This window comes from Flammeovirga sp. SubArs3, assembly GCF_947387565.1.
Classification (GTDB): domain Bacteria; phylum Bacteroidota; class Bacteroidia; order Cytophagales; family Flammeovirgaceae; genus Flammeovirga; species Flammeovirga agarivorans.
On sequence record NZ_CANDOA010000003.1, the window covers coordinates 226450 to 247849 of the forward strand.

Genomic DNA, 21400 nt, shown 5'->3' on the forward strand with positions numbered 1-21400 from the left:
GTTAAATGATCGTCAGAAAAGGAATTAATATTGAGATTTCTTTAAGGATATATATTTATAAGACGTATTCTTATTTATTAATCTGTTCTAATTTTAATATTTTAAATTCAACTCTTCGGTTAAGTTTTCTGCCGTCTACTGTTTCATTGGGAGCTATAGGGAAGGTTTCACCTCTACCTACTGCCACAAGTTTATGTTCCTCAATACCTTTTTTTATTAAGTATTCTTTCACCGACTTGGCTCTTTTTTCACTTAACCATTGGTTATAGCTTTCTTTTCCTTGAGAATCTGTAAAACCAGCAATTTCTACTTCTAAAATACTAGGTTCATTCTTAAGAAGAGCAACCACTCTGTCTAATTCATCATAAGAGGACTTTTCTAGATAGCTACTGTTGGTTGCGTAGAAGATATTCTTAAGAGTTAAAGTAGAAGTTTCTTCAATAGGTAATAGGAAAAGGTTTTGCTGTGCCTTTACATCTTTCTTTTGAGTACTTAGATCAATATTTTCGGATTGAGAAAGATACCCCGTTGCTTGAGCGAGATAACTATATTTTTTTCCTAGTGGTAGTGTGATAAAGTACTTACCGGTAGTAGCATTAGAAAATACAGTGCCTATTTCTTCTTGTGTTTCAAGGTCTGTATAGATAATTCTTGCATGAATAGGTTGTTGACTCGTTTTATTCAAAGCAATACCTGATACTAAAGCGATAGGTTCAGGTGGAAGTAAAATAGGAAGTTTGATACTGTAGATATCCATATTCCCTTCAGCATTCCTTCTACTAAAATACCCTATATCACCACTAATCGGAATACAAAGATCCGTTTCATCTTCTTTCGTATTAACTGTAGAACCTAGATTTTCGGGAGTACTCCAATTTAGCCAAGTGTCATCCAACCTTCTAGCAGCAAAGAGATCACTTCCTCCAAAGCTTTGATGACCTGTTGATGCAAAATAGAGTGTTTTACCATCCACAGAAAGAAAAGGAGAAGTTTCCTTACCTAAAGTATTAATCTTTTTACCTAACGACTTTGGAGTGGTCCAATGTCCATCTTTTTCTTTAAAACTAACATACAGATTCGAAGTATATTCTGTTCTGTTATCCGTGAGGGACATTAGCATTATTTTTCTACTGTTCGAAAGAAAAAAATCAGACTTCTGTTTCAAAAGTTGAATGTTAGGTATGATAATCTGCTCTTGTTCAATCCAAATAGAATCTTTTAGCTCTAAGGTGGAAAGATGGAAGGATTCAGCATCCTGATCAATTACTGATAAGGCAGTAATACCGTCAGGAGATAATGCGGTAATATATTTATTTAAAAGGTTTGAAGCGGAGTCAATTTCAACTTTACTAGCAACCCATTGTCCGAGACTATCTTTTTGAGCCTCATAGAGAAGAGGTATCCCTCCATCTACTCGGGTAAAAAGTAGTTTATCTCCTCTGATATCCAGTGTTGGTGATAATTCGTCTGCTGAAGTATTAAGAGGAGAACTTATTTTATTGGTAACAATCCCAGGAGAAAGATGATTGCTTACTTTAGGTTGAATACTTATAGTTGATGAAGATGTTGACATTCCAATAGCATCAATACCCGACATCCTAGTTGATGTTAAACCATGCTGTATAACTTTAATCTGCTGTACAGGACCCCATTTTTTATTGATAAAAAAACTAGATAATTCACCTCCACTTTTAATGTAGGAAGGTTTTTGAGTGTAAATCACTTTTTCGTTTCCATTACCATCAAAAATGCTCACTTGAGCAATTGTATTATGATAAAACGCTTCTGAGATCAATATTTGATTTACACCTTCAATAGGTACGGCAAAACCAATAGTAATAGTAGCCAGACTATCTTCATTCGACATCCAGGCTAAAGGACTACTTTGCTGGTTATAGGATACATTTGGACTTCCTAATGCTTGCTCGGCACTATTCTGAAAATGATCGTATTGAGACGAATAACCGATTACATGATCTGCCCAGTAAATAGTTTGTGCATATAAGTAGGGCGTTGTAAGAGCCAGTATCAAAGTAAAAATTAACCGTATCAATAGAAAAAAATTATGTTGATGGAAACAATTCAACAAATGTTGACCTCATTACAATAATACATAATTTATTACTTTTCTTGAATTTATTGAGAATCAATCTCTCTGATAGAAAGAATATGATTATCTAATCGTTAACATTTTCATTTAATCTTTAAATCTGATTTAAAATCTAAGAGAAGCCCTTAACTTTGCATCAAACATTAAATTCATTTATGAGTAATTCGAAAAGACTTTATATTGTTCGTCACGGACAAACGGCATATAACACAAAAAGGATAGTACAAGGAAGAAAGATTGATGCTGATCTTAACGAAAATGGTCAGAAGCAAGCAGAGTTACTATATGATGCTTACAAAAACTTTCCTTTAGATAAATTATATGTTACTTCATTAAAGAGAACACATCAAACAGCAAAGGGCTTTATTGATAATGGGTTATCCTATGAAATTATGCCTGAGTTTGATGAAATGAATTACGGAGATTATGAAGGTAACTCTATCGATGATTGTGTGATTGATGGAAAAACTGTTCAAGACATTTCTGATGAATGGGAGAAAGGTAACTTTGAGGTTTTTCCAAAAGGGGGAGAACAATTAATTGAAGTTCTTCAGAGAGAGGCAGAAGGCTTAGAAAAAATCATGAAGAATGAAGAGGAGAGAAATGTAATGATTTGTATGCACTCTCGCTCGATCCGCGTCTTTCTTTGCTTGCTTTTGGACATGGACTTCGATGAAATGAAAAACTTCGCTCCTAGGAATACAGGTGTTACAACTATCGAATACAATGAATTTACTGGTGAATTTAAACTAATTGAATTTAATAATATCGATCACTTAGGTGATGATCCTGCACTTACATTTTTGCCAACTAAGCCTGGTGTGGAGGTTCCTGAATCTCCATCCCTGAATGAAAATGAAGAAGAGGGTTTCAGAAGATTTAAATTAAACAAGCAATTATATACTGTTTGTGATGAGATGGGCTATTCTGAGCCAACACCCATCCAGGAAAAAGCTATTCCACTTGTTTTGGCAGGACATGATCTATTTGGTATTGCCCAAACAGGAACAGGAAAAACAGCTGCATATTTACTACCGTTGCTATTTAAAGCGAAATATGCTCAAGGCAATGATCCTAGAGTATTAATTTTAGTACCAACAAGGGAATTGTCAATACAGGTAGGTAAAGAAATTGAAAAATTAGCCAAGTATACAGGGTTAAGACATGCAGTAGTTTATGGTGGAATTGGCCCTAAAACACAAATTGAAGAAATAGAAAAAGGGATTGATATCTTAGTAGGAACACCTGGTAGAGTAATGGATATTTACTCAAGAGGTAAACTAAAGATGAAATCTATCAAATACATGGTATTGGATGAGGCCGATAGAATTATGGATATGGGATTCATGCCTCAGATCAGACAAATGTTGGAGATCATTCCAAGAAAACGTCAAAATTTACTTTTCTCAGCAACAATGCCTGATATTGTTGTAAGATTAAGTGAAGAGTTTCTGGAATTCCCTCAGCGTGTTGAAATTACTCCTCAATCAACCACCGCGGAGATGGTAGATCAATATGTATATTATCTCCCTAACTTTATGACAAAACTCAAAATGTTAGAATACATGCTCAATGAAGAGGATAGTGAACTAACAAGAATTATTGTTTTTTGTAAAAAGAAAGATCATGCTAATGGTATTTTCCGCTACCTGGAAAGAAAAATTGAAGGTGATGTTAAGGTAATCCATGCTAACAAAGGACAAAATGCTAGGATTAATAGTATTCAAGCTTTTAAAGAAGGAAATATTCGTGTTTTAGTAGCTACTGATGTTGCTGCTAGAGGATTGGATGTAAGTATGGTTTCACATGTGATCAACTTTGATGTTCCTGTGATGTATGAAGACTACGTACACAGAGTGGGTAGAACAGGTAGAGCAAATAATACTGGTACGGCATATACTTTCTGTAACGATGCTGAGAAATATCATTTGAGAAAAATTGAAAAATTGATCAATAAGGATATTCCTGTATTAGACCATCCTTTAGATCTTGAATTTGAGGAAACTCCAAAGGACGAACATCAAGATATGGCCAGAGAAATCGACCGCCAGAAGAAGATTGAAGATCCTAACTATCAAGGGGCTTTCCATGAGAAAAAGAAGAACAAGGATAAAGTAGATAAAAACCGTCGTTTGAAGAATAAGTCATCGATGGAAAAGCAAAGAGCAAGTGGTAAAATTTCTGCTTATATGGGCTCAGGAAGAAAGAAAAAAAAGTAATTTATTCTTATTATAGAATGAACATAAGGAGGGTTAAACTTGAAATAGAGTTTAGCCCTTTTTTTATAGTATTACTCATCAGATGTTTGTGAAATAATACTTCAGAAATTGACTCATAGGAACTAATTTATTGATCAATAAATAGAAAACATCCTGCATAATTCTTTATTTTGCAAGTATGTTGCAGAAGTCTTTTTTTATTAGTGTATTTTTTATTTTATCTCTCAATACACTTTACGCCCAAGATTATAATTTTAGAGGTGTAGTACTTGATGAATCATCAGAACAACCTTTAGAAGGCGTACAAATTCAAGTCAAGGAAAAAGTAGTACTTACAGATAAATCTGGTAGGTTTTCTTTTACATATAATGAAGAAGTGGTCTCTATTCATGTACACTTTTTAGGATTTCAAGATCTAGTTATCAATCTAAAAGAAGGAAGAAATAAAAAAGTATTTCTCACAGAAATTTGGGAAGAGTTAGATGAGGTAGAAATCCATGAACATGGTCATGATGAACTTTCCCTATCAGGGCTTAATATTTCATCTATAAATGCATATACATTAGAAGCTGAAAAAGGGACAACAATAGCAGAAACCTTAGCTAAAACTCCTGGAGTGTCATATATATCAACTGGTGTGGGTATTTCTAAACCTACAGTGAGAGGTATGGCAGGGTCGAGAGTTATTGTAAGTGTAGATGGTATAAAACTGGAAGACCAACAATGGGGCATGGATCATGGATTATCAGTAGGGCAGTCTAATGTTGATGAAGTAGAAATTGCCAAAGGTGCAGCCACTCTTAAGTATGGTTCAGATGGTTTAGGAGGGGTGATAAAAATGAAATCACCAGAACCTCTTGGTGTAGATGGTGTCGAAGGTAAAGTTGGTGTAAACTATAAAAACAACAATCAATATATCAGTGGAGATTTTAAGGTAAATGGTCAAAAAGATAACTTCTTCTTTCAATTTTCTGGAGGATATGAAGATTTTGGTAACTATAGAGTCCCTTCAGATAATTTTGCGTATTTAGGATATGTCTTTCCTCTTAACGATGGAATTTTAGTCAATACAGGAGGAACAATTGGTTCTTTTAAAACAGCCTTTGGTTGGGAAGGAACTCGCTGGGTGCACAGTATTTCTTACAGTATGTTTGATGAGGTAGTAGGTCTTTTTCCTGGTGCGACAGGTATTCCTACAAGTGGATGGTTAGATTCTTTTAATGATAAACGTAGACCAGAAGTACCAAAGCAAGATATTCTACATCAAATGCTGACGTATAATTCTCATGTGGATATCTGGGGCGGGAATATTTGGTTTGATATCGGATATCAAAATAACAATAGAAAAGAATTGTCAGATCCCGTTCGACATGGTAGACCATTTGGTGAAGATGGATTTGTTGCGAATGGTCTAGTATTAAATACGATTACTTCTAATATACATTTTGATAAAGAGAGCGACTGGATAAATTGGGAAACGGGTATTTCGTATGAATTCCAAAAGAACGAAAGAAGTGGCTTTGATTTCTTGATTCCAAATTATCAGCAAAACAGTATGGGTGCCTACGGTATGTTTGGTATTCCTTTATCAGAAAAATCAAGTATCATAGGAGGTGTTAGATATGATCATATCTTCTTTACATCTGAAGCTTATACAGACCCATTCTTCCAAGATCCACCAAATTCTGGAAATCCATGGCAAAGAGTAGATGATATTAATAATGACTATGGAGCTTTTTCAGCGTCATTAGGTTATCAGTGGAAGATGTTTAAAGTCATCGATGCTAATACTAACATAGCAAAGACATTCAGAGCTCCAAAGGCCAACGAATTGGCTTCAAATGGAGTACATCACGGTACATTTAGACATGAAGAAGGTAATCCAGATTTATCTCCAGAACAAGGGTACCAATGGGATGTCAATCTAGGGTATGGTTCCAAAAAAGTATCCGTTAGTCTAAATCCCTATTTTAACTATTATACCAACTATATCTATCTTACTGCCAGTGGACAACCATCGCCTTTACCAGATGCAGGGCAGATTTATAAATACATAGAGGCAGAAGGCTTTTTCTGGGGATATGAGTTTTCTTTCAATTGGAATATCACAAGAGGGTTAAAGTTTAATAACTCTATTGAATATGTATATTCTGAAAATACTGAAAGAGGAAGATCTTTTTCTTTTATTCCTCCATTAGCTACACATAATGAATTAACATATACCCATACAGTAATAAGTAAATTCTTTACAAAACCATTTATAAGTGCTAATGTTGAATTAGTACAAGCTCAAAATAGAGTTGATATTAACGAGTTACCAACAGATGGTTATTATGTGATGGGATTAAAATTAGGTACAGGTTTTAGCCTAAATAAGTTTTATGGCAACTTAATTTTTAGAGTAGATAACCTGACCAACAATGAATATATGCGTCATTTATCTCGTTACAGAATACTGAACTTGGCAGAGCCAGGGAGGAACTTCTCTATTAGTATTTCGTCTTGGTTCTAGCAACAAAACATATATAGTTCTATAAAAGAAAAGCCTATGAAGTTGATATTCATAGGCTTTTCTTTTATAATTTCGTAGTACTACTAAAATAAAGTTTCTTGTCTAGTAGGTAGTTGATGATGGATACAAAAATGTTCTGCATAAGCGAAATGATCATTTTTTTTATCTTCTGACATTTTATCAAAACTACTAATGAGCATTCTGAGCCTTGGATTTTTATTGATGATATTTCTATGTTTATCCATGAATTTCCAAAATAATCCATCCCATGTTTTTTGCCAATCACCTTTTTTGAAATTACTCATCTTAATAATATAGTTGCTACTACTTATATAGGGTTTTGTTGCCATAAGCCCACCATCAGCAAACTGACTCATACCATATACATTGGTAACCATCACCCAATCATAAGCATCTATAAATAATTCCATAAACCACTTATAGACTTCATCAGGATCAAATTCACATAAAAGCATAAAGTTACCCATTATCATTAGCCGTTCAATATGATGACAGTAGCCAGTTTTTAATACTTTCTTAATGGTACTATCTACCGGTGGAATACCCGTTGTTCCATCATAAAATGAAGGTGGTATTTTTTTATGAAACCCAAAGAAGTTTTTTGTACGTTCTTCACCTCCTTTTACCTCATAAATACCTCTAATAAATTCTCTCCAACCGATTATCTGTCGGATCAGTCCCTCAGTAGAATTAATAGGAATCGATTGATTCTGATTTGAAAACGATAAGATTTGTGTAATCACATAGTCTGGGGTAAGTAATCCAATGTTTAACAATGGAGAAAGTAAACTATGGTTTAGTACCAATTCAGTTTGAATGATGGCATCTTCAAATTCTCCAAAATCTTTAAAACGTTCTTTTAAAAAACAATCTAACCACGTTTTTGCTTCATGAAAAGTCGTTGGATAAACCGATGTAAGGTCAATAACTCCGTAATGATCTGAGAATTGATTTTCTACTTCTATTACCGTTTGATGATCACTATTTATTGTATGGAAACTTGTAGCAGGAGGTATTTTTCCTTTTGGATATTTCTTCCTGTTTGCATCATCAAAAGACCATTTATCGCCGACAGGCTCATTTTTCTCGTTAATGAGAATCTGATATTTAAGTCTTTGCTCCTTATAAAATGTAGCATGAAAAAACTTCTTTTTGTCCTTCTTGAAAAAAATGAGATTATCTTCTTTTGAGTTTAAAAAAAGAGGTGATTTCAATTTGTGAAGTATTAATTTATTTTTCTTGACACTTGATTCTATCCTTTGTTCGAGCCAATTATCCGTTGGGTCGATCATGAAAATTTCTTTGTGATCTAAAGAAACATAGGAGTCTATTACATGTCGTATATCTGATTCCTCTTTAGATTTTCCTTTCCAATGAATCACTTTATAACCTTTACTCTTAAGATATTCAGCATAATATTCCATAGTTAACTTATGGAATAAAATCTTTTGTTTATGAAATTTATATTGGTGAAAAAATAAATATTCCTCTATTAAGAGGTAGGTTTCACAGTGTGTTTCAAATAAAGGTGATTTTTCAAATAATTGGTGAGGAAAGACTATTGCAATCATTTATATAGCTTTTGAGGGTTGATTTCGGGTATGTAAAACTAAAATGCGTTCGACTTCCCGTTTTACAATGTCCGACTTTTTAAAAGAATAGATTTTATCTCTAGCTTTTTTAGCACTAGATTTCAAATCAACAATAGGATCGGGATATTCGTAATCACTGAGACCATTGAATGCCAAATCTAACCTTGTCATGGTCCATGGTTCATGAATATATCGAATGGGGACATCTTTCAATTCGGGAACCCATTGTTTTATAAATTTACCTTCAGGATCATGATCTTCAGACTGTTTAACTGGATTGTAAATACGTATTGTATTGATTCCTGTCGTTCCTGCTTGCATTTGAAATTGAGTATAATGAATGCCGGGTTCGTAGTCTAAAAATAATTGTGCAAGGTGGTAAACTCCGTTTCTCCAATCCTGATCCAAGTGATGGCATAAAAAACTAACCAGCATGGCTCTCATCCTAAAATTAATCCAACCTGTAGCTTTTATACAACGCATACAGGCATCAATCATTGGGTAGCCTGTCTTACCCTCCTTCCAAGCTGATAGGAGAATGCGATTATTTTTATGTGTAAGATTTTCAAATGCAGGGTTGACACAATTGGTCTCATAAGTACATTCAGCTTCAAACTTTTGTATAAAATGACAATGCCATTTTAATCTGGTAATAATTCCGTTGAAAGCTCTTTTATTTTTATCGAAACTTGGGTGGTGTAAGATATGTTGATAAGCTTGTCGTATTGATAAATTACCCCAAGCAAGATAAGGTGATATTCTTCCACAACTCTTTCTACTTTCTAAAGGCTTGGATATGTATCTATGGTAGCTTTTTCCTCTTTCCTCGGTGAAAGAAGATAGGTATTTCCATGCATATAGTTCTCCTGCAGGTTGATATAAAGTATTGTAATCTTTTAGTACTTTTATTAATGAAGTAGGAAGGGAAAAAGAATGCTTCACTTCAATAGATTGACAATTCGTATAATTATTTTGAATTGTAGGCATGGTCATCTCCTGTTTCCAAGCCTTGTCCCAACCATTCCGATTTTTAATCCCTCTAATAATACCGTCTCTCTGATATTCTGACCATTTTGAATTATTTCTTTTTAGTAATTGATGAACTTCAATATCTCTTTCGTAAGTGATTTGTATTCCAGATTCCTGATAGCTAAATACATTTCTTATCGTAAATAACTGAGATAAATATTGAAAGACATTGAAAGATTCCCCGTAAAATAATTCAACCCTATGATGTGAACTTTTTAACTGTTGGTTCATTTGTAAGATTGAATGATAAATAAATTGTAAATGCCTTTGTGATGTATCATCATATGAGATCATCCTTGGTTCAAAAATGTAAATGATAAGGTAGGGTAGGTTACTCTTATTCGCATGGAAAAGTGGTAAATGATCCTGTGTCCTTAAATCCCTTTTAAGCCAAACAATATTTATTTCTTGAGTAGACATGTTAGTACATCTTCTTACTAATTTTATTTCCAGTAATCAACCTTTGACGGTTACATTTGAATCTTGTGATAGCATCTGATCTTTTCTTTAGATGTTTACTACTTGCTCCAGAATGGACTCTTTTTCTCCACCTTTTGAAGCTATTTACTTTAAGATGTAATCTCATTATCTTGATTACATTACTTTCATTCAATCCAAATTGAACTTCAATTGCCGAGAATGGGGTTCTATCCTCCCAAGCCATCTCAATCACTCTGTCCAATTCTTCATCACTCAGTTGATTATACATATATGGAAAACATCATTCATAGAATTTTGTTTAGAAGTGCTTCTGAATTTATTTAACTAAATGATATTGTGCTTGATCCTAAAAAATGTAAAAGGAGAAGATGCATTCTTTTAATCTCATAACATAACGCACATGTGTATATGGTTTCCAAAAAAAAAATCATATACTTGTGACAAGTAATTATCCACATCAATCATATAAAGCAGACTTATAACTATGAGAGTATTTAAACAAGATGCTGAAATAAGCATACTAAATGAGCTACAAGAAGTATCAAATTTGATTATTTCTACCCTGAAAACGGATACTTCTGATCCTTCTTTCATCGAACTAATGAACTATTTAAGCACAGTACAGGGATACTATGCTAAAGTAAAGTTTCATGAAAAGATCTTTAATGAAAAAGAAGAAAAAACAATTGAAAAGCAGATTCCTGTACTAGATAGTATTGAGAATAACTATAAGAAGTTGAATGATTTCTACTCAAGCTTTATTAAGCAAGCAGAAGCGATTGGGTTTGAAAAGCTAAATGAAACAGACATGATTGAAAACTCAATTTCAGAAGAATTTTCAGAACTAAGAACATTTGCTTATTCCCACAAGATCAATTCTATTGGGGAAGAAAGATTTTAATCTAAAAAAAAGGCAGATCATTAACTGATCTGCCTTTTGTATTTATCTCTAACAATAACTATCCTAAAACAGCTAAAGTTTGTTGAGCGATTTCTAATTCTTCATTTGTAGGTACAATAAGTACTTTTACATTAGAATCAGAAGTAGAAATTGTTTCAATATCAGAAGCTCTTAACTTGTTGTTTTTCGCTTCATCAAGATAAACCCCTAATCCTTCTAATTCATTAGCAGCATATTTACGGATACCGTGATCGTTTTCACCAACACCTGCAGTAAATACAATAGCATCAGCTCCGTTCATTGCAGCCATATATGCTCCGATATATTTCTTAATACGGTAAGTATACATATGAGTGGCAAGGATAGCTACTTCATCACCTTCATTGTAACGAGCTTCAATGTCACGCATATCTGAATCACCAGTTACACCTAACATACCTGATTTTTTGTTCAATAAGTCATAAACTTCCTCAGATTTCATGTTTAATTTATCCATTAGGAAGAATACAACAGCTGGATCAATATCACCAGATCTTGTACCCATCATTAAACCGTCAAGAGGAGAGAAGCCCATTGATGTATCAATACACTGACCGTTTCTAACAGCAGCCATTGAACAACCATTACCTAAGTGAACTGTAATGATTTTAGAATCTTTACCTTCTAAACCTAAGTGATCGATAGCAGCTTTAGATACATATTTGTGTGATGTACCATGCATACCATAAACACGAACACCATGTTCTTTGTACAATTCTGTAGGAATCGCATAACGATAAGCTTTACCAGGCATTGTTTGGTGGAAAGCAGTATCGAATACAGCTACTTGTGTAGCTTTTTGGAATATCTTAGTACAATCTAGAATACCTTGAAGGTTTGCTGGATTGTGAAGTGGAGCCAATTGGAAACACTCTCTAATTTTTTCTTCAACTTCTGCAGTGATAACAGTAGTCTCATTAAAGAATTCACCACCATGTACAACTCTGTGGCCTACAGCTTGGATGTCATCTGTATTTTGGATTACTCCATTTTCAGCATCAGTCAATAAAGCTACTACTTCTGTTAAACCAACGTTGTGATTTGGAATCGGTAATTCCTTCTTGGTTTTAGTTTCGTTGCCTTCAGCATCAAATGTTTTATGAGTGATGATACCCGATTCTAATCCGATACGTTCAACGATACCTGAACATAACACTTGAGTACCGTCCATCTCAAATAGTTGATACTTCAATGATGAACTACCTGCGTTAATTACAAGAATTTTCATTTTTGATAATTATGGAGTTGAGTTGATATAAATTTTTTCGAAATGCAAAACTAGAAAGATTACCCCATACAATGTAAGGGGTAATCTTAATATATTTTAAGTGATACTTATTTAATGATAAGTATTATAGATCAAATTATGCTTGGTTACCTTGGATAGCAGTGATAATCACTGTGTTCAAGATGTCTTCTACTAAACAACCTCTAGAAAGGTCATTCACTGGTTTATTTAAACCTTGAAGAACAGGACCAATAGCGATAGCACCTGTTTCTCTTTGTACTGCCTTATAAGTATTGTTACCAGTGTTCAAGTCAGGGAAAATCAATACATTAGCTTGACCTGCAACTTCTGAACCTGGCATTTTTTGAGCACCAACTTTAGGGTCTACGGCCGCATCGTATTGGATAGGACCTTCAATTTTTAAGTCAGGACGCTTTTCTTGAGCAATTTCTGTTGCTTTACGCACTTTTTCAACTTGTTCACCAGATCCTGATGAACCAGAAGAGTAAGATAGCATTGCAATTTTAGGCTCGATACCAAAAGCAATAGCTGTTTCTGCAGACGATAATGCAATTTCTGCTAACTGCTCAGAATTAGGGTTAGGGTTTACAGCACAGTCACCATAAACTAAAACTCTATCTGGTAAACTCATAAAGAATACAGAAGAAACTACAGAAGTACCTGGCTTTGTTTTAATGACCTGTAATGCCGGACGAATTGTTGCTGCTGTAGTATGAACTGCACCAGATACCATACCGTTAGCATCACCCATTTGTACCATCATAGTACCAAAGTAAGAAACATCAGACATTGCATCGGTAGCCATATCCAAGTTCATACCTTTATGTTTTCTTAATTCATATAAAGTATTTACATACTCACTGAATTTATGGTACTCTACTGGGTTGATAATTTCTAATAGATCAAAATCGATATTGATAGCGTTCTTACGAGCAACATCAACGATTTCTTCTTTATTACCCAATAAGATAATATCTACAATATCTTGTGAAGAAAGAATTGCAGATGCTTCCAAAATACGAGGATCGTTACCTTCTGGAAGAACGATTCTAGCTTTCTTCTGTCTTGCTCTTTCAGTTAATTGGTATTGGAACATCTTAGGTGTCATACCTTTCACCTTAACAGTGGCAAGCAATTCAGACAACATTTTAGAATCTACATGCTTGTCGAATAATTCTTTTGCGTAAGCAATTCTAGATAAATCATTCGGACGCATCGATGCAGAAACTTCATTAGCGAAGTTGGCTGTTAGATATGTGTTTGCAGGAACAGAAAGAATAGGGAACATGTCCTTCATACCTTCAATTACCTTCTTAATAGACTCATCAGGCTCCAATCCAGTTGTTAATAACATACCAGAGATATTTGGATAAGATTGTGCTCTATGTGCAGATAGAGTACCTAACACGATATCGCCTCTATCACCAGGAGTAATAACTAAAGAGTTTTCTTTAATTTTTGGTAAGAAGTTTTGCATTTGCATGGCTGCAATAGTGATGTTATCTACTAATACATCCATGTTTCTAACACCATATAATACTTTTGCATCCAAGTGCTCTGCGATATCTCTTACTGTAGGGGAAGAAATTCTTTCATCGGCAGGAATTGTCGATAAAAGCATTTTTTTATTCTTAAACTGATCAGCAAGTTTAACGTTTAAGTCGTTAATGATATCACTGTTAGTTCGGTTTACAATAGCACCAATTACCTCACAATCACTTGATTCGAAATCATCGATAGCTACTCTTAATGCATCTACACAGTCATCTGTAGACTTGTTGTTTGCATTAGTAAGTACTAATACCGGAGCAGCTAAGTTTTTAGCAAATTCAATATTTAAGCTATGCTCAAGAGTGATACTATTTTTGTAATCACTACTTTCAATTAAGATAAAATCGAAACGGTCTTCAAGTCTCTTGTACTTGCTGATCACGATTTCTAACATTTCATCTTTTTTGCCCTGAGAAATTAATTCGTTAGCTCTTTTTAATGTTAAACCATAAGCCTCTTCATAGTTAAGATCAAGATTAAAATGGTCGATAACTAAAGAAATATGCTCATCGTCTTTGGCAGATTGGAAATCGCCAATAACTGGTTTAAAGAATCCAACCTTAGAACTTTTACGTAAAGAACTTTCAAGGATCCCTAAAGCAACTAAGGCTTTTCCGCTATTCGGTTCAGCTGTGCTGATGTAAATCGAATTAGTCATTTAATTTAATAAGTGATTGTTGTCTGTATTTTGATCTATGGGTTACTGCAAATAATTTATTTTACTGCAACACACGAAATTTCTATTCCTACGTCTTTTGGAAGGCGAGCTACCTGTACAGTTTCTCTTGCAGGTGCTGTTTCTTCATTGAAGTAAGTAGCATATACTCCATTAATATTAGCAAAATCATTCATGTCTCTCACGAAGATGCTACATTTTACTACGTTCTCGTACGTCATGCCTGCTGCTTCCAGAACATAACCGATGTTTTTCATTACTTGATGAGTCTCATTTTCAATTCCGTCAGAAACGAAATTTCCTGTAGATTGGTCGATAGCAATTTGTCCAGATACATACAAAGTGTCGTTGGATAAAACTGCTTGAGAGTAAGGGCCTAGTGGACTAGGAGCTAATTCGCTGTAAATTATTGTTTTCATGAGAGTGTGATAATTTTCATAATAATTCACAAAAATAGACAGATAGAATTGCGCTCATAGTGACACATGTCAGTTTTTACATTAATTATGCAAAAAAGTTTGAATTTGACCCAATAATATTTTGCTATCGGCTAAAAACTTAGCAATAAGTTGTTCATGTTCCTCTTCACTGAAATCAGTTTTTTTGAAATCCTTCTCCAAACTCAATACAATGTCAGCCATCGAAGTGACATTTAGTATTTGAAACGAAGGTTTTAAACGGTGGGCAACTTTACCTATAGTTAGCCAATCGTTATAGCTTTTTGCATCATTTATTTCATCAATACCCTCTACAAGGTTGGTTTTAAAGGATTCTATCATTTTAATAACAAAAGAATTATCACCTCTTGATAATGCTTCTAGCTGGGTAGTATCGAACATTCTCATGTTTTGGGTTGTACTCATGTGGTTAATAATTTGGTGTTATTACTTGGTTATCTTACCATCTTTAATCAATTGGTAGATTTTAGATTTACTGATATCAAGTTTATCAGCTACATAATTTACCTTTCCTTTGTATTTTTTCAAAAAGAACTCGATAATTTCGATGTTATATTCTTCCATTGTTCGTTCTTTTTTGAGTAAATCTGTAGAAGTTTCCTCTTTTTCTAAGTGAATATCTTTCGATTTTATCTCATTATCATCAGATAAAACTACTGCTAAGTCAATAATTGCTTTTAATTGTCGGACATTTCCTGGGAAGCTATATGCATTGATTTTATTGAAAGCACCTTTGGATAAATATTTTGCTTGAGTTTGCCCAAATTCAAGAGATGCTTCTTGTAAAAAGTGAGACGAGAGTACATGAATATCTTCCATTCTTTCCCTTAATGGTGGTAGTTGTAGGGGTAAACCCAATAATCTGTAGTATAAATCCTCTCTAAATTTATTTTCAGCCACTTCATTTCGAAGGTTTCTATGTGTGGCAGTAATTAACCGTACATCAACAGGTATGACATCATTCCCACCAATTCTTGTTATTTCTCTTTCTTGTAATACTCTTAATAGTTTCGTTTGTAGTTCTAAGGGTAATTCTCCTATCTCATCGAGAAACAATGTACCTTTTTCGGCTTCTTCAAACTTTCCTATTCTCTTTTTTGTCGCTCCGGTAAATGCTCCCACTTCATGTCCGAAAAGTTCACTCTCAATAAGGTCTTTTGGAATAGCACCAACATTTACTGCAACAAATGGAAATTGTTTTCTTAACGACTGATCATGGATGCCTTGTGCAATTAATTCTTTACCGGTTCCCGTTTCTCCAGTGATATTGACATTGATATTGGTACCTGAGGCTTTTTTCATCACTTCGAAAACCTTTTCTATGGCTTTCGATTCACCTTTAATTAAATAAGAGTAATCTGGATCTTCTAAATTGTCAAAGTTTTCTACTTGTGCCTTTTGTATAGTTGAGACCACACTTTTCTCGAAATTTTCATCAAAAAGAAGAAAATCTTGAAACTTGTTTTCTATAGCTAGTTTATAATTATAGATGTTGTTAGAGGTAGAGATAAGTATAAACTGATGTATCTGATGAAATGCTTTAAGATATTTGCCTATTTGTTTGATACTACTATCACTAATGTTTTCATCCCAGAATAACAGATCAATATTTTTTTCAATAGTATGAATTCTGTCTTCTTGATTTAAATGAATGATTGTATGGTTCTGTAAAATTTCAGGCTCATAAAAAGGAAGTAAAATATTGTCGTTTTTTGTTATGATACAGATATTCATTCAATCTTTGAATTAGGGTTGGAGTATAGTAATACAAAGAACAAAAATAATAACTTCTTGAAAAAAGTAGCTAATAAAAAAAGCCACCTTATATAATAGGTGACTTTTCTTAATGACAATATAATGTTGTGATTAAATATGTTTTGTAGTCACTAAAAGGTCTTCTTTTTCAACATGTCTACCTTTTAGATCTTGGATATGTCTGGCATTATTGCCTTCCAATTTATTTAGGAACTGAATTTGATCAGCACTAGCTTCAAAAATAACTTGGTTGATATGCCAAGAAACGGTCTCTGTATATGGAGGTGTTGTTAATGAACCATTGTAATGATAATAATGCTTCATTTCCTCACATCCATATTTACCAAATAAGTCTTCCAATCTCACTTCCTGATCAGTAACATTAGCAATACCATTCTCATCTTTAGGAATCTTGTTGATGAACTCATTGATAAATGGATTTTCTTTACCCATTTTGAAAAGTACACCAATTACTAAATAATGAGGCTTTTCTGATTGATCATGATCCAACACATTTACCATATGTAATTCCATTGGATAAGTGATACCATCAATTTGATGTTCTGAAGGAGTATGGAAGTGTAATTGTTTGAAATTGTATTTTACATCATCAAAATATAATTGAGATGTACTATCAAAATCTAATTGTACAGTATGTCCTTTATTTTCAACGGCATTACAATGTGCTTCAATATTTAATTTTGAATGGATCACATCGTCAACTTTCCCTGTTAAAATATTAATTGGAGATTGAATGTCACCAAATTCCCCATTAGGTACTGCATAAGGAGTTTCTGATATAGCCACATGGTCATCATGTTCTTTTACGGACTGTTTTGTATTTTCACAAGATATAAGTAATGCACAGAAAATACTTAGTTGTAGTAAAATTTGTTTCATAACTATGAGAGAATAATATTGACTTGCTTTGAAATGAAATAATGAGAACGCAAGGTCAAAAAATAATTAGTTGTTATAGATGATGAAGAATAGATAGAATAAGTAATTATTGTCACCTTCCAAAATTAAGATATTTTATTAAAAAAACATAGACTTTGTTATTTCTCATAACTAGCGTTGTTTTATTTATAACACCATGTGTTATTTGGGTATTTATTGTCTTTTTTTTTCTTGATCGATCTTGAGACATTCATATTTGTACTATCAAAAATTAAACACAAAAAATTTCTAGTGCGATGTTAGTTTATAAGTTCGGTGGTACTTCAGTTGGTTCAGCAGAAAATATGATACAGGTAAGCAACCTAATCGTAGGAGGCGAGTCTAAAATCGTTGTTTTATCAGCAGTTTCAGGTACAACAAACTCTTTAGTAGGTATTTGTGATGCATATTTTGCAGGTGATAAGCAATTAGCTGAAAAATTAGTTGAAGATTTCCGTCCGAAATACGATAAACATATTTTTGAATTACTTCAAGAACAATCTTCAAGAGATCAAGCAAATGATTTAATGGAAGAAAAATATGCTTTACTAAAGTCATTTAGCGTTGAAGGATTCTCAGAAATAGAAGAAAGACAAATTCATGCACAGGGAGAGTTGATCTCAACAAAGTTAATGCAGTTGTATTTAGAAGAGCAAGGAGTAAATTCTGCTTTAATCCCAGCATTAGACTTTATGCGTACAGAAAATGGAGAGCCATTGTACGATGAGATTGAGAAAAGATTAGCAGAAGTTTTAGCTCAACATAAAGGTGTAGATTTATTTATCACACAAGGATATATCTGTACAAACGAATTTGAGCAAGTAGATAACCTTAAGAGAGGAGGTAGTGATTACACAGCATCAATTATTGGAGCTTGTGCTAATGCTAAAGAGGTTCAAATCTGGACGGATATCGATGGTATGCACAACAACGACCCTCGTTTTGTTGAAGGAACCAAAGCTGTTGAGTGTTTAACATACGATGAAGCAGCCGAGTTAGCTTACTTTGGTGCAAAAATTCTACACCCACTTACAGTATTACCAGCGAAGAAGAAAAATATTCCTGTTCGTTTAAAAAATACAATGCAACCTGAAGCATTAGGTACTGTAATTGGACCAAATTGCGATACAAGCTTACCTGTAAAATCTATTGCAGCTAAGAATGGTATTGTTGCTATTAAGATTAGATCTTCTAGAATGTTAATGGCCTACGGTTTCTTGAAAAATGTATTCCAAATCTTTGAAGATTATCAAACACCAATTGATATGATTACTACTTCAGAGGTTGCCGTATCATTAACTATTGATAAAACAGACAATCTTCAATCAATCTTAGCTGACTTAAGAGAATTAGGTCAAGTTGAGGTAGACGAAGATCAGTCAATCGTTTGTGTTGTTGGTCAAGGTTTAATTGAAGATTCAACAATTGTTTCTAGAGTGACAACAGCATTAAATTCATTAAAAGTTCGTATGATTTCATACGGCGGTAGTGCAAATAATATCTCTATTTTAATTCCTTCGGAAAATAAAAATGAGGCATTAAACCTACTTCATTCAGAATTATATACTACTTCTTTGGTTTAAGAATAACTAGAAGGATTATTTATATTTCAATTTAAAGTGCTCTAACTATTGCGGTTAGAGCATTTTTTTTGCTATTTTTTATGTAATTACATCAGATATTCTCAACTTTGTTCATCCTATGATGTGATGATTCATTGTTACTCGTAATATAAAATCTTTCATTTCCTTTAAAGTCGTAAATAAATAACTGTAATGTATTCCTAAATGAAGATTAGCAGCATATATAAATGTGTAGCCATAATACTATGTACTTTATGTAGTAGTGGGGACATATATGCTCAAATAAATCAGCAATTAGCCCATTACTACAAAAGGAGAGCGAAGAAGTATTTGGTCAAAAGCCCTAAACTTTATGAATATTTCTCTATTGATCAAAGGGGAATTATAGTTTATGCTTCACCTGCTCATAGAAAACAAAATAGAGCGGAGTTCTATGTTCGATGGGATGAATTATCCACATTAAAAGACGTTTTTGAATATTCCGATAGAAGTTACCAATATCAAGTGTATTGTAATAAAGGAGTGAAGCCCTTTACTCCTGATGTGATTCAATCCGTTCAAATATTGAAAAGCATGACGACTTTTACTCCTTCGTCTATCATGAAACCATTATCAGGAATTCGTGTTGCCATTGACCCTGGACATATTGCGGAGGACATGAAAATGGCTAAAGTTGAAGGAAGGTTTGTCGATATGAAATTGAAAGATGGTACTCACATTCAATTAAAAGAAGGAGACTTAACATTAACTACAGCCTATATCCTAAAAGATAGTCTTGAAAAGTATGGGGCAAAAGTCTTTTTAACTAGAGAAACAGCTGGAAATTCAGGAGCCTCAAAGGAATCATATAATTTATGGAAAAAGAGACACCTACAAGGGAAGCTACACCAGCACAAGCTTACTAAAAAAGAGATGATGCACATCTTGTATCATACCCCAGAATCTAGAATTTATAGACAGTATTACTTACAAGATGATTTAGAAGTAAGAGCACAAAAAATAAATTACTTCAAACCTGATGTAACAGTAGTATTACATTATAATGCTGATGAATTAAATGTCGGTTGGAATAAACCATCAAAAAGGAACTTTAGTATGAGCTTTATTCCGGGTTCCTTTCTTTCTAAAGAGTTGGCAACAAAAAGAGACCGATATGATTTCCTACGTATCTTGATAAGCGACTATACTAAAAACTCTTATTACCTAAGTAAGTTTGTGATGGAACAGTTTGAAGATTACTTAGATGTTCCTGCGGTAGACCCAACTACTGAACCTAGATACCTTAAGAATGTAGCATTGCCATTAGGGAATGGAATCTACGCAAGAAATTTAAGATTGTGTAGACTTTTAAATTCGCCAATGTGTTATGGTGAACCGTTATTACAAGACAACGAAAAGGAGCTAAGAGCACTAAATGATAATGATAAAAAAAATGGAAACATTTCACCAAGAGTAATAGAAGTAGCTAATAGTTATTTTTATGGAATCTTGAATTATGTCAATTATATAAAAAGCCAACATACCCCTTAAATGTACCAATAGAGGCTATTTAAAGCTATAAAATTCCAAAGAAGTTAAACTATATTACACGTAGCAGAATTTTAGTTGGTTGTATTGGTATATCACAAAATATTATTATAAATTGCCCACAAATTAAATAGTGGATGCTGTCTATGCTAAATAATCGACCAGCATACATAAATACCAATTCCATATTTTTTTAAAACACCACATTATAGCATAAAATGAAAAAGGCTGCATTAAGGTTGGACCATACCGATAGAAGAATACTGGATATTCTTCAGAAACAAGCAAAAATCACTAACGCTCAATTGTCTAAAGAAATCGACCTTTCACCTGCTCCAACATTAGAAAGAGTAAAGAAACTCGAGAATTCCGGTATCATTGAAAGCTATCATGCTAAATTGAATACTAAGGCTTTAGGCTTGGGAGTAACGACGTTTGTAAATGTGAAAATTGAAAAACATAATCAAGAAAATCATACATCGTTTTTAAGACAAGTGGATCAAATTCCAGAAGTGATTGAGTGCCATCACGTAACAGGGAATAGTCACTATCTTTTAAAAGTGATTACAACTGATATTGAAGAATATCAAAGAGTACTGTTGAATAAGTTAAGTGAGATCAAAGAAGTAGATGATTTACAATCTATGATTGTTTTATCTTCTCCAAAAGATGCTCATACTATTCCAGTTCCTTAGAGAACAACAATTAATAATACAGTGCTATCTATGAATAAATAATAGCACTGTATTATTTTCCAATTCAATACTTACATTCAAACTAAGTTCATTTCATCGATTT

The 21400-nt window shown here is 33.5% G+C and carries 16 protein-coding genes; 6 read left to right on the forward strand and 10 right to left on the reverse strand.

Annotated features, from left to right (window positions below):
- Nucleotides 1–70: 70 nt before the first annotated feature.
- On the reverse strand, nucleotides 71–2032 hold the full coding sequence (locus tag QL232_RS10055; RefSeq protein ID WP_281614028.1) for an OmpA family protein: 1962 nt from the start codon (nucleotides 2030–2032) through the stop codon (nucleotides 71–73).
- Between the two features lie 233 nt (nucleotides 2033–2265).
- Between QL232_RS10055 and QL232_RS10065 the strand changes: the two genes are divergently transcribed.
- Nucleotides 2266–4329 carry a DEAD/DEAH box helicase gene (locus QL232_RS10065; protein ID WP_348646734.1) on the forward strand — a complete coding sequence of 688 codons (2064 nt, stop codon included), beginning with the start codon at nucleotides 2266–2268 and terminating at the stop codon, nucleotides 4327–4329.
- A gap of 178 nt (nucleotides 4330–4507) precedes the next feature.
- Nucleotides 4508–6841 (forward strand): TonB-dependent receptor, encoded by a 2334-nt coding sequence (locus QL232_RS10070; protein WP_281614029.1) that lies wholly within the window; start codon nucleotides 4508–4510, stop codon nucleotides 6839–6841.
- An 83-nt stretch (nucleotides 6842–6924) separates the two neighbouring features.
- Here QL232_RS10070 and QL232_RS10075 read toward each other — a convergent pair whose 3' ends face one another.
- From QL232_RS10075 to QL232_RS10085, 3 genes are read right to left on the reverse strand one after another with little or no spacing between them, the layout of a single operon-like run.
- Nucleotides 6925–8433 (reverse strand): cryptochrome/photolyase family protein, encoded by a 1509-nt coding sequence (locus QL232_RS10075; RefSeq protein WP_281614030.1) that lies wholly within the window; start codon nucleotides 8431–8433, stop codon nucleotides 6925–6927.
- Entirely contained in the window at nucleotides 8434–9903 is a 1470-nt protein-coding gene (locus QL232_RS10080) for a deoxyribodipyrimidine photo-lyase (protein ID WP_281614031.1), read from the reverse strand.
- 1 nt (nucleotide 9904) lies between these two features.
- Complete coding sequence (locus tag QL232_RS10085) at nucleotides 9905–10192, reverse strand: TIGR03643 family protein (protein WP_281614032.1); 288 nt, start codon at nucleotides 10190–10192, stop codon at nucleotides 9905–9907.
- Nucleotides 10193–10408: 216 nt separating this feature from the next.
- Between QL232_RS10085 and QL232_RS10090 the strand changes: the two genes are divergently transcribed.
- Nucleotides 10409–10825 carry a hypothetical protein gene (locus tag QL232_RS10090; RefSeq protein ID WP_281614033.1) on the forward strand — a complete coding sequence of 139 codons (417 nt, stop codon included), beginning with the start codon at nucleotides 10409–10411 and terminating at the stop codon, nucleotides 10823–10825.
- 58 nt (nucleotides 10826–10883) lie between these two features.
- On the opposite strand, the gene QL232_RS10095 is transcribed toward QL232_RS10090, so the two are convergent.
- The 6 genes from QL232_RS10095 to QL232_RS10120 form a co-directional block, all read right to left on the reverse strand.
- On the reverse strand, nucleotides 10884–12092 hold the full coding sequence (locus QL232_RS10095) for an acetate kinase (protein WP_168883031.1): 1209 nt from the start codon (nucleotides 12090–12092) through the stop codon (nucleotides 10884–10886).
- 136 nt (nucleotides 12093–12228) lie between these two features.
- Nucleotides 12229–14322, reverse strand: a complete 2094-nt coding sequence (pta, locus tag QL232_RS10100) for a phosphate acetyltransferase (protein ID WP_168883032.1) — start codon at nucleotides 14320–14322, stop codon at nucleotides 12229–12231.
- A gap of 56 nt (nucleotides 14323–14378) precedes the next feature.
- A complete protein-coding gene (locus QL232_RS10105) occupies nucleotides 14379–14759 on the reverse strand; it encodes a RidA family protein (protein WP_168883033.1) in 381 nt (126 codons plus the stop codon).
- 81 nt (nucleotides 14760–14840) lie between these two features.
- On the reverse strand, nucleotides 14841–15203 hold the full coding sequence (locus tag QL232_RS10110) for a hypothetical protein (protein ID WP_168883034.1): 363 nt from the start codon (nucleotides 15201–15203) through the stop codon (nucleotides 14841–14843).
- Nucleotides 15204–15224: 21 nt separating this feature from the next.
- Nucleotides 15225–16532 carry a sigma-54 dependent transcriptional regulator gene (locus tag QL232_RS10115; protein ID WP_281614034.1) on the reverse strand — a complete coding sequence of 436 codons (1308 nt, stop codon included), beginning with the start codon at nucleotides 16530–16532 and terminating at the stop codon, nucleotides 15225–15227.
- 132 nt (nucleotides 16533–16664) lie between these two features.
- The gene (locus QL232_RS10120) at nucleotides 16665–17453 is read right to left on the reverse strand and encodes a carbonic anhydrase family protein (RefSeq protein ID WP_281614035.1); all 789 of its coding nucleotides are present in this window, start codon (nucleotides 17451–17453) and stop codon (nucleotides 16665–16667) included.
- A gap of 296 nt (nucleotides 17454–17749) precedes the next feature.
- Here QL232_RS10120 and QL232_RS10125 point away from each other — a divergent pair, with 296 nt between their 5' ends.
- The 3 genes from QL232_RS10125 (at nucleotide 17750) to QL232_RS10135 (ending at nucleotide 21297) form a co-directional block, all read left to right on the forward strand.
- Nucleotides 17750–19075: an aspartate kinase gene (locus QL232_RS10125; RefSeq protein WP_168883037.1), complete on the forward strand. Its 1326-nt coding sequence runs from the start codon at nucleotides 17750–17752 to the stop codon at nucleotides 19073–19075.
- 204 nt (nucleotides 19076–19279) lie between these two features.
- Entirely contained in the window at nucleotides 19280–20605 is a 1326-nt protein-coding gene (locus QL232_RS10130; protein ID WP_281614036.1) for an N-acetylmuramoyl-L-alanine amidase, read from the forward strand.
- Nucleotides 20606–20820: 215 nt separating this feature from the next.
- A complete protein-coding gene (locus QL232_RS10135) occupies nucleotides 20821–21297 on the forward strand; it encodes an Lrp/AsnC family transcriptional regulator (protein ID WP_168883039.1) in 477 nt (158 codons plus the stop codon).
- Nucleotides 21298–21400 lie beyond the last annotated feature (103 nt).

Excerpts from the sequence above, each read along its gene's own strand:
- QL232_RS10065 (WP_348646734.1), top strand. The coding sequence starts at position 2,266 with ATGAGTAATTCGAAAAGACTTTATATTGTTCGTCACGGACAAACGGCA.
- QL232_RS10070 (WP_281614029.1), top strand. The coding sequence starts at position 4,508 with ATGTTGCAGAAGTCTTTTTTTATTAGTGTATTTTTTATTTTATCTCTC.
- QL232_RS10075 (WP_281614030.1), bottom strand. The coding sequence starts at position 8,433 with ATGATTGCAATAGTCTTTCCTCACCAATTATTTGAAAAATCACCTTTA.
- QL232_RS10080 (WP_281614031.1), bottom strand. The coding sequence starts at position 9,903 with ATGTCTACTCAAGAAATAAATATTGTTTGGCTTAAAAGGGATTTAAGG.
- QL232_RS10085 (WP_281614032.1), bottom strand. The coding sequence starts at position 10,192 with ATGTATAATCAACTGAGTGATGAAGAATTGGACAGAGTGATTGAGATG.
- QL232_RS10090 (WP_281614033.1), top strand. The coding sequence starts at position 10,409 with ATGAGAGTATTTAAACAAGATGCTGAAATAAGCATACTAAATGAGCTA.
- QL232_RS10095 (WP_168883031.1), bottom strand. The coding sequence starts at position 12,092 with ATGAAAATTCTTGTAATTAACGCAGGTAGTTCATCATTGAAGTATCAA.
- pta (WP_168883032.1), bottom strand. The coding sequence starts at position 14,322 with ATGACTAATTCGATTTACATCAGCACAGCTGAACCGAATAGCGGAAAA.
- QL232_RS10105 (WP_168883033.1), bottom strand. The coding sequence starts at position 14,759 with ATGAAAACAATAATTTACAGCGAATTAGCTCCTAGTCCACTAGGCCCT.
- QL232_RS10110 (WP_168883034.1), bottom strand. The coding sequence starts at position 15,203 with ATGAGTACAACCCAAAACATGAGAATGTTCGATACTACCCAGCTAGAA.
- QL232_RS10115 (WP_281614034.1), bottom strand. The coding sequence starts at position 16,532 with ATGAATATCTGTATCATAACAAAAAACGACAATATTTTACTTCCTTTT.
- QL232_RS10120 (WP_281614035.1), bottom strand. The coding sequence starts at position 17,453 with ATGAAACAAATTTTACTACAACTAAGTATTTTCTGTGCATTACTTATA.
- QL232_RS10125 (WP_168883037.1), top strand. The coding sequence starts at position 17,750 with ATGTTAGTTTATAAGTTCGGTGGTACTTCAGTTGGTTCAGCAGAAAAT.
- QL232_RS10130 (WP_281614036.1), top strand. The coding sequence starts at position 19,280 with ATGAAGATTAGCAGCATATATAAATGTGTAGCCATAATACTATGTACT.
- QL232_RS10135 (WP_168883039.1), top strand. The coding sequence starts at position 20,821 with ATGAAAAAGGCTGCATTAAGGTTGGACCATACCGATAGAAGAATACTG.